The 8,861-nt window shown below is 57.5% G+C and carries 6 protein-coding genes; 3 read left to right on the top strand and 3 right to left on the bottom strand.

Going from position 1 to position 8,861, the window contains the following annotated elements:
- Together AWU74_RS14445 and AWU74_RS14440 are read left to right on the top strand one after the other, a co-directional pair.
- Positions 1-208 (top strand): hypothetical protein (locus AWU74_RS14445; RefSeq protein ID WP_238580305.1); only part of this gene is annotated, 208 nt, incomplete at its 5' end.
- Entirely contained in the window at positions 205-432 is a 228-nt protein-coding gene (locus AWU74_RS14440) for a hypothetical protein (RefSeq protein WP_059370111.1), read from the top strand. The genes AWU74_RS14445 and AWU74_RS14440, both read left to right, overlap by 4 nt.
- A gap of 685 nt (positions 433-1,117) precedes the next feature.
- Here the strand turns inward: AWU74_RS14440 and AWU74_RS14435 are convergent.
- The 3 genes from AWU74_RS14435 to AWU74_RS14425 form a co-directional block, all read right to left on the bottom strand.
- Positions 1,118-1,867 carry a S1 family peptidase gene (locus AWU74_RS14435; protein WP_062329031.1) on the bottom strand — a complete coding sequence of 250 codons (750 nt, stop codon included), beginning with the start codon at positions 1,865-1,867 and terminating at the stop codon, positions 1,118-1,120.
- Between the two features lie 446 nt (positions 1,868-2,313).
- Positions 2,314-3,828, bottom strand: a complete 1,515-nt coding sequence (locus AWU74_RS14430) for a recombinase family protein (RefSeq protein WP_162502543.1) — start codon at positions 3,826-3,828, stop codon at positions 2,314-2,316.
- Positions 3,829-4,619: 791 nt separating this feature from the next.
- On the bottom strand, positions 4,620-7,868 hold the full coding sequence (locus AWU74_RS14425; RefSeq protein WP_187151004.1) for a PAS domain S-box protein: 3,249 nt from the start codon (positions 7,866-7,868) through the stop codon (positions 4,620-4,622).
- Positions 7,869-8,634: 766 nt separating this feature from the next.
- Between AWU74_RS14425 and AWU74_RS14420 the strand changes: the two genes are divergently transcribed.
- On the top strand, positions 8,635-8,861 hold a 227-nt coding region (locus tag AWU74_RS14420), incomplete at its 3' end, for a Ku protein (RefSeq protein ID WP_498067504.1).

Genomic DNA, 8,861 nt, shown 5'->3' with positions numbered 1-8,861 from the left:
AGGGAAGTTATTTCCAAGAACAGGGAAATTCGGGAAAATTACAGAGAAGGTCATGCGATATCAGAGCTGCAGACTGGGCGGTCCGCCTCACATGCCAGAAACGCAGCAGGCGTTCGACGGCGTGAGCCGGTTCACCAGTTTGACAGCACAGGTATTCGAGCCGGAGATGCTTGGATTTCAGGCAACGGCCAACCAAGGATCGAGATGAAACGCAATCTGCATCTTGCCGCCATATTGCTTCTTGCAATGTGCGCTGTTCCGCTTCACACCGTCCCAGCTTCCGCTCGCGGCGGCGCAGCGGCGAACATCATGAGCTCACCAGGGTATCAGCGGGCGCTGGAGGAATCGCGCAAGCGGCAGGCTGAGCCATACGTGAAGAAGCCGGCGGTGTATCCGCGCAAGAAGTGGCGGCATCGCGGGCAGGGTCATTAATACCGGCCGATGCCAGAGCGTCACCAGGCCGCCGCGCGAAAAGTCCGGCAACGGCAGGATCTTTTCGCGGCGGGCGACATCATCCGGGCCTGACGGAATTCACGGCATGGAATAGCCCATCCCGACGCCGCCGCCAAAGCGAATGCAGCTATCCGAGCCAGGCATACGCACGAAGCCCGCGCCGAATTCGGAGCAGGACGGCGGGCCCGCTGCTTTTCGTGGCGCCGGTGCATGACTGCGCGTGTGCGTTTTGTTGATGCCGGGCCGCTTCTCCTGTGCCGCGGATGCAGAAGTCATTGTCACGCAAATGGTGATAGCAAGCAGACAGGACATGGTTCGTAAAACATGGAACATCCTTGCATGGCCCTCAACGCGATCCGCCCACGCCGACGTTGATGCCGCCGCCGAGCCGCACGCAACTTCCGGTGCCTTCCACGCGCACATAGCCGGCACCGTATTCCGCACAGGACGTTGCCGGGCGAGGACGTGCAGCCGGCTTTAGCTTTGAATTGTCGAGACGCGGCTGTGGAGTCTTCAAGTCGAGCTGCTGGGCGAGCGCCGAGGGCGCCGTGACAGCAACAAGCAATACGCCTCCCGCGAGACAACCCAAGATGAGGTGACGGGCATGGCGCATCGTCGGGTCCTTCCATCGGAGGATAGTGTCTCGCGTTGACGGTTCGTCAAATCACAACCCCGCGCCCCAGCTTCGCGCGGTCTTTACGATCCAGTCTCTATATAATGTGAGGGGCGTGACGCCGGTAAGGCCGCCGCAGCCTGCGGCGTTGTTGGCGCCGGTCGACCAGCTCACCACGCCGGTGATGACGCTGCGGCCATCCTGATCCTCAAACGCGGGCGCGCCCGAATCTCCGGTGCAGGCACCCATGCCCGCGCTCCTGTTCTGGGTTTGTGGATCGACCAGGCGCACCTGCAACGTACCCGGCTGGCCAGTCACGGCGAGCGGCGCGGCGCGCGCCGTGCCCACGCCGGAATCGCTGCCGGCGACTGTCGATCCGATGCCGACGACGGTGAAGCGCGAGACGGGCGTAAAGGGAATGCGCGGCACGCCGACAGGCGCAGCGGACTTTCCGGGCATCGGCGCGGACAAGCGCAGCAGCGCGACATCCGCCGTCGCCCGGTGCGCCGCGATTGATTGTGCATTGTATTGCGGATGCACCGCGACCTGCTGCGGTGCGATCAGCGTCGGCGGCTTCGATGAATAGTCGATCACGCGATTGGCCGTGCCGGGCGCGATGCAATGCGCGGCGGTCAGAATGATGTTCGGTGCAATCATCGTGCCGGTGCAAACGCCGCCGCCGGCTGCGACGACGGTGACGATAGATCGCGCAACATCGCTGCTCGGCGCGGAGCGGCTGCCGGTTATCGCAGATGCTGCAGTTGCGCAAAGACAAAAAAGAAAAGACAGGAAAGTTTGCATTGCTCTGTCGAACGCATAACGCCTCGGCTGTCAACCTCAGAATGACCGCCGATCCCGCCCCCGCGGCTCATGAGGAAATGGTCCATCTGCCACTAGGTCAATAAAGACATCCTTCATTTCAATGATCAATCCTGGCCAGCGCATTTCCAGATAGGTTGCTGTCACAGGGTCGTACAGAAATGGCGCAAAGAACCTCCACGAAACAACAAACGCCAGACTACGATCAAGGTCTGGAGGGAGCGACGATTGAGGGCCTAGAATGTTTGGAACTGATTGAATTCCACGCGTATGTATAAATCTGTTAAATGTCTCATCTGCAACGACATCTCTTAGTTGCTCCAACAACTGGCCGATCCGACCGTGCTTGATAACCTCTCTTTGGTCACCTCCAAGCTTCTCCAGCACCCTGCGCTTACGGGTTTCCGCCCTTCTCTGATCTCGTAGGTCTACCATTGGGGCGCAACGGCTTTTGTGCGCGCACAGAGCTGATAAAGCGGCTCCAGATTATTCGTTCGGAACCTATCGAGCCTTGCCCCACTAGACGCGCTCGTCGTGATCCACGCTCCGTGCGGCAATAACATAAAGGGCAGAATGAAATAGTCCTCAACCCGCCCGCCTCGCCTCATGATCCTCGCGCCCACGACGATGTCGGGTTTCGTCCCAGATCTATAGCCAAACTGCCAGATACGCGGACCCGTGTTTTTTAGTCGGCTAATGAATATGCTGACTCTGAGCTCTGCGTTTACGATGACATGCTTGTTCCAAGGGAAGACCTCAACTGTTCCCCCTCGGCGGATTATCTCCGCTTTCATTTCGGAGATAATTTGCTTGCGGAGGTCTGCGTTGTATCCAAGGCTCTCCCGGTTCCTGAAGCAGATCAAGTGATACGCCTTAGACAAACTCCCGAAATAGGCCTGATATGTGTGGCAACTGGGCGCTATTTTTGATTCGCTAATTATCTCTGAGCTGAGATGTTCGCGCTGGCACCAAAGCGCCGTTAGGCAATCAAGCATCCAGTTCGTTGTCAGGGGTTGGGCCAGTTGCTCTAGCCGCTCAGACGCCTTCTTAAATCGATCCTTAGGTACAACGGCCTCGAACGCGTCCTCATAGCGAACCCAATCCTTCTTCGGATTTCGTTGCCATTTTTTACCGATTGGTTTCGACGTCACGCTATATACAGCAGTCCCGATGTATTTTTCATGCGACAGGACTGCGCGCACTGTATTGTAAGTCCACGGACCTCCTGATGCAGCAGGGATTCCCTCGGTCGTCAATTGTTCTGCGATTTTGCGTACGTCCAATTCCTGATCGAGAAACATTTCGTAGATGCGCTCGATAGTTGCTAACTCGTTTGGCGGACCTGGGATCAAAATAACATGGTCCGATTGAATGTTTTTCCATTGACCTCGGCGAAGCTCACCCTTGAGCGTCCGGTGTTCATCGACGAGCATGCGGCGAAGGCCGTAACCTGGAGGTGCCCCGAGATGAAAGCCTTTCACGGCCAAACGGATCTTCGCAGTTTGCACTTTGACGGACAGTTCTCGACTATATTCTCCAGCCATCGCACGCTTGATGTTCTTCAGGAGTGCGGCGGTCAAACTGCCGTCATTTTCGAACTGTTCAGCGCAGTACTCGACGTTGACCCCTGCTTGTCTGCATAAGTATTCATAATGTGCGCTCTCATCGCTGTCCTGGAAGCGCCCCCAGCGGCTGACATCGTAGACAAGGACAGTCTTGTAGTCTGCTCTTCCGGAACACACATCGGACAGCAGAGCCTGGAGCCCTGCGCGGCCGTCAAGGCGCACTCCGCTTCGTCCGACATCCTCGTAGCTGCGCACAATCGTCAATCCTCTGCGTGCAGCATAAATCAGAATGGCATCGGACTGATTTGCGATCGAATAGGATTGCATGTCAGTTGACATGCGGACGTACTGCGCAGCGCTATTTTCGGGTGAGAGCATGTGCGATCGAAGCAATAAAGAGTGAAAGCCAAGCCAAAAAGCTTGATAGAATTAAGCGCTAGACTGCGGCGTAACTAACTCAACTGGAAACGATCGCGCATCCGAACGAAACCTGTGAACAGACATCCCGTTGACATTCGTAATGTAGGAATATAAACCTATATCATGAATGGAGGTTTGCCGTGGATTCAGACCGTATAGACATCCGCTTTTGGCCGTTGCGGGTCATGGTGCGCGGGGAACGCGCCGTCGCAGCATTGAGGTGGCCTCTTGCCTTCGCACTCGTGACCCTGGCGCTCGCGCTGGCTGTCGCCGTGGCGTTGCGGCTGTGAGGCCTTGCATCAGATGTTATGGACTGCGCGTGCGCATCGCTCCCTGCAGAGACGTGCATTCTTGATCGCGACGTATCGCAACTTATGCGCCCGGGCGTACTCAATTCCGTCGAGGATCAGCTAGTGAACGTCCTCGGCCCTGCCCCAGCGCAGCACCTTCACTCACTTGTTAGGCTCGAGATCTTTTCGCGATCGAAGAAGTGCTGGATTTGCTCCGGCGTGATCTCGGAAGATTCTTTAAGTTTCGCGCCTTGGTCTAGCGCCCTGTCAGCTTCGAGGATGTCACCGTGATCTTTTCATCGCCGCCAGCTTCAGCAGCACGCTTATGAGCCGGGGCCTGCCGAGGCACCGATCGTGGCTATGATTTTCTAGAGGTGCAGCTCCGACGAACGAAATCGGCAGAAAGGTCCGCGCCCGGAAACGCAGTACGTCTCGAACCGTTGAAACAAGCGCGCTGCTCTAGCCTGCACTTAGGTTAGCAAGTTTCGCAGCGAGGTCTCGAGTGCTGAATGGCTTGACCATCCGGGGAAGATCAGGAGCGACGCCCTCGCTCTCGGCATAGCCCGACACCAGCAATACCTGCGTGCCCGGCAACTCCGATAGGACACGCCGCGCCAAATCCGTGCCGTTCATGCCGGTCATAAGGTGATCGGTAACAAGAAGTTGGGGTTTAAGGCCGCCGCCAATCAGCCGGATTGCCTCTTCCGCCGAAGCAGCTTCGATAACCGTGTAACCGATGTCCGCGAGCATGTCAGCTGCTGCCGCACGAACGAGGGGCTCGTCATCGACAAGGAGCGCGGTTCCAATGGGGCCGCCGCTGACCCTCGAGACCTGATACTGGCTGTCCGATTGCACGGGCTGATCAGTCGAAGGAAGCCAGATCTCTATGTTCGTGCCCAGCCCCAAACGGCTTTGAATGGTCAGCGCACCGCCCAACTGTGATGCCAAGCCGTGAGCCATCGATAGACCGAGACCCGTGCCTTTTCCGATTCCTTTGGTCGAGAAGAACGGCTCGACCGCCCGCGTCTTCACGGATTCATCCATGCCGACGCCGCTGTCGGCCACGGATATCCTGACGTAGCGACCTGCATTAAGGTTGGCGCGATTTCCCGCATCAACCTGTTGGGCGTCCGCAATAATGCGCAACGTACCGCCGTCAGGCATAGCGTCACGCGCATTGACCGCGAGATTGAGGAGAGCCATTTCCAACTGAATCTCGTCGATCCTCGCGGCCGGTAAGTTCTGCTCGATCTCTATGGAAACCTTCACCTGCGGACCGCACGTACTGGCAATCAGCTCGCCCATTCCGTGAATCAGGTCTCCCATGTGAACCGGCTTGGCCTGGAGTGGTTGGCGTCGTGCGAATGCGAGTAGCCGCTGCACAAGGGTCTTGGCTCTTTCTGCGGACTGCATCGCCCCGGCGATCAAGCGCTGCTCGCGGTCGCCACCCAAGCCCCGCCGTTGCAAAGCATCGAGCGCGCCGACGATTGGCGTTAACAGATTGTTGAAGTCGTGGGCGACGCCGCCGGTGAGCTGGCCCATTGCCTCCATTTTCTGCGCCTGACGGAGTTGCTCCTCCGCCCTGGCCAGACGCTCCTGCTCCCGGATACGTTCCGTCACATCGTATACGAACTGATACGCGCCGATCCGTTCTCCATCACTGTTCCGCAAGGTGTTGTACTTCATCTCATAGTGGCGACGTTCGCCAGCGCGGTCGCCGAACGCCGCGATTTCCGTAAATTCCTCTCCGGACAATGCGCGGGCCCAAACAGCGCGCACGACTTCGCGCTCGGCAGGCAGATGCGCCAACAGATCAAGCATGCATTGCTGGGCCTGGGGACGAACCCCGAATAGCCTCTCGAATTCATTAGCTGCGGCCTTGTTGATGGCGAGCCAGCGAAATTCGAGGTCCACTACCTGGACGAAAGCGTCCGTGCCTTCAACGATGTCCGCCAACACTTTCCTCTCAGCCAAAACCTCGGAGATTCGGCGCTCCAATGTTTCGTTCAACTCCTTAAGCTTTGCTTCATCGGCCTTGCGAGCAGTGATGTCGATAGCGGTGCCGGTAACGCGCACACAGTCCCCATCGCTATTGAACAAGCCGCGTCCCTTCGCAGCCACCCATCGGACACGACCGTCCTCTTTCCCAACGGTACGATACTCAACATCATAGAGAGCTCGCTTGTCGGGATCTGCCGCCGCCGCGTAAGCGGCGCTGACGAACTCGCGATCCTCGGGGTGAAGACCCGAATAGAAGTCCATCATCGACACGGGCCTGTCCGGCGATATCCCGAACATTGCCTTGACCAATGGTGGCCAGTGCAGGGCCTGGTTGATCTCATCCACATCCCAGAATCCGATGTCCGCGTTAGCAGTAGCGAGTCGCAAACGTTCCTCGTTTTCTCGTAGGGCAATATTCGTTGCTTGCAATTCCTCTTCAGCCCGGCGACGTTCAGCCTCTGCTGCCTCTCGCTGGGTAATATCGACGTTGACGCCAATCATCCCGAGAAATTCACCGGAAGCTCCGAAGCGAGGATGCGCGACGGTTTCAAGCACCCGGTACTCTCCTTTGGCGCTGCGGTATCGCCCTTTCAACTTTACGGGGACCCTTTTAGCAAATGCGGCCGCAACCTGGTCGCCGACCATTTGGGCGTCTTGGGGGTGTATCGTCGACGACCAGTCGAAATAAGGAATGGCTGCTTCTTCCACCCCCCAAAAACTACGGAGCAAACGGTTAAGGTGAAGGCATTTGCCCGCGGCGTCGCTCATCCAGATCATGACAGGAGCGTGCTCCGACATGAGACGGAAGCGCAATTCGGATTCCCTCAACCGCTCTTCGGTGATTATTCTGTCCAGAGATAAGCTCAACTGTCGAGCAATGGTGCTTGCTAGACGGGTCTCTCGCTCGCTGAATTGATGTGGGCACCTATAGTAGGTCATGAATTTGCCGATGAGTTGTCCGTGGCGGACGAGCGGAATGAAGGCAAGGCCGCGAATCCCTTCGCCCTCGATTACCCTCTTCAGGGTATCGGGGTCGTTCGTATTCCGAATGTCGGTAACGAAGATCGGGAACGCGTCAGTTGTCTCGGGTGTCCACGGAGAGTGACCATCGACGGCTTTACGATACTGCTCGCTGAGTCCTTTCCAAGCGACAAAGCGCATTACGGAAGCCGAATCGAACAGCAGAATCGACGCGCGCTCGCACTCCAGCGCATCGGTGATCGCCTCTAGCGCCGCCTCATAGACCTCTTGGGCGGATCTCGCAGCCTGCAGGCGCTCAGTCAGGTGAAAAAGCGTTCCCAGCTCACGGACGGTCCGCGAAAGTGATTCCGCAGCGCTCTTGCGTTCGCTGATGTCCCGGCAAAACGTTGCTCCGCCCACGATCAATCCCTTCTCGTCGCGCAGCGGGACGACAGTAAGCTCCACGGCAAGCGTTCTCCCATCCTTGCCCACCCTGACCGTTTCGAAGGGGCCATAGGACTGGCCGGCGCTCACGCGTTCGATCATGCTTTCGGCCACTGAGCGCTCCGCCTGCGTGACCAACTCCAGAAGGGACTGACCAGCGATTTCCGAAGTCTCAAACCCCAACAGGCGTTCTGCCGCGGGATTCCACTGTGTGATGATACCGTCGGTCCGCCAGCACCAGATCGCGTCGGGCGAGCCGGCAAGGATTGCCGAAAGCACCATCGGTCCGGGTTCTGCCGCCATGGGCCGATAGGATTTGGGCGTTAAGGCGGAAACTGGTCGGTTAGCCCCACTGGACATCCTTCACCCCCTATCGGCCGCGTTTTAAGAAGAAGACGGCTCTAAAATATCTGAGTCCAAGTCGCAGACAACAAAAGCTTCCTTAACGGCAGGGATTGGGATTGGTTCCAAACGTCAGTCCAAGAACCGACTGGTGGCTGGCCGACAGCGTCAGGCGAATTTTTTCCTGCTTCGGAAGCCGCTGGAAGCCTAGGATGGCGCGATGAATGCCGCATACGTCCTGCTTTCGTTTAGGGGTCGATCCGATGGTACGGCGGCGGGCGCCAACCGAGGCCCGGCTTTGGGAGGAACGGCTTTTGGACGAGTATCCCGCCTCTCGCTTAGGGTGCGACCTGCTCCGAATATTTTGGTGATCAACCGGCGCCAGAGAGAGGCTGAGAGGCTACGGGATACGACCGAAGCAAACTCCTGCCGTGCGCATCGCGCACTTCGAGGCAAGAAGTGACGGCTCGGCTCGCAGGGTCCCGTTGCCGTTTCGAGTAATCAGGCAAACATCTATACGGTTCTGTTTTCTGAAGAAGCTGCAGCCGCCGCATTTCTGGCGAGCCGCAGTTTTCTCATATTAGGAAACGGCTTGCCGAGCGCGCGCGCCTTGACTTGAACCGATACTATTGAGCGCTTCAAAACCACCGCTGCTCTTGCAGGAGATGCTTTAGCAGCAAGCAGTTCTTCGAGACGTTCTATCTGTGCTGGCGTCCAACTCCGCGATGTGACCAACCCCCAAGAAAGAGTTGCGCTGGCGCGGGTCGTCCTTTCCAATCGAGAGCACATCATTGCGCTAAAGCCATTGGGAAAAGGTCTATTAGGCCCAACACTACGCTATCCGTATGAACTGCGAGCTGAGGAAGATTATTTAGACGACATTCCCAGTCCGCGGGTATCTAAAGATATGGTCAAACTGGCTTCTCACATCCTCGATACCAAAGCCTCTAAATT

This window comes from Treponema endosymbiont of Eucomonympha sp. (genome assembly GCF_001028545.1).
Note: the sequence above shows the minus strand (reverse complement) of the source record. Positions and strands in the feature narration are given on the sequence as shown.

Coding starts and splice junctions, on each gene's coding strand:
- AWU74_RS14430 (WP_162502543.1), bottom strand. CDS start 3,828: ATGCTCTCACCCGAAAATAGCGCTGCGCAGTACGTCCGCATGTCAACT.
- AWU74_RS14425 (WP_187151004.1), bottom strand. CDS start 7,868: ATGGCGGCAGAACCCGGACCGATGGTGCTTTCGGCAATCCTTGCCGGC.
- AWU74_RS14435 (WP_062329031.1), bottom strand. CDS start 1,867: ATGCAAACTTTCCTGTCTTTTCTTTTTTGTCTTTGCGCAACTGCAGCA.
- AWU74_RS14440 (WP_059370111.1), top strand. CDS start 205: ATGAAACGCAATCTGCATCTTGCCGCCATATTGCTTCTTGCAATGTGC.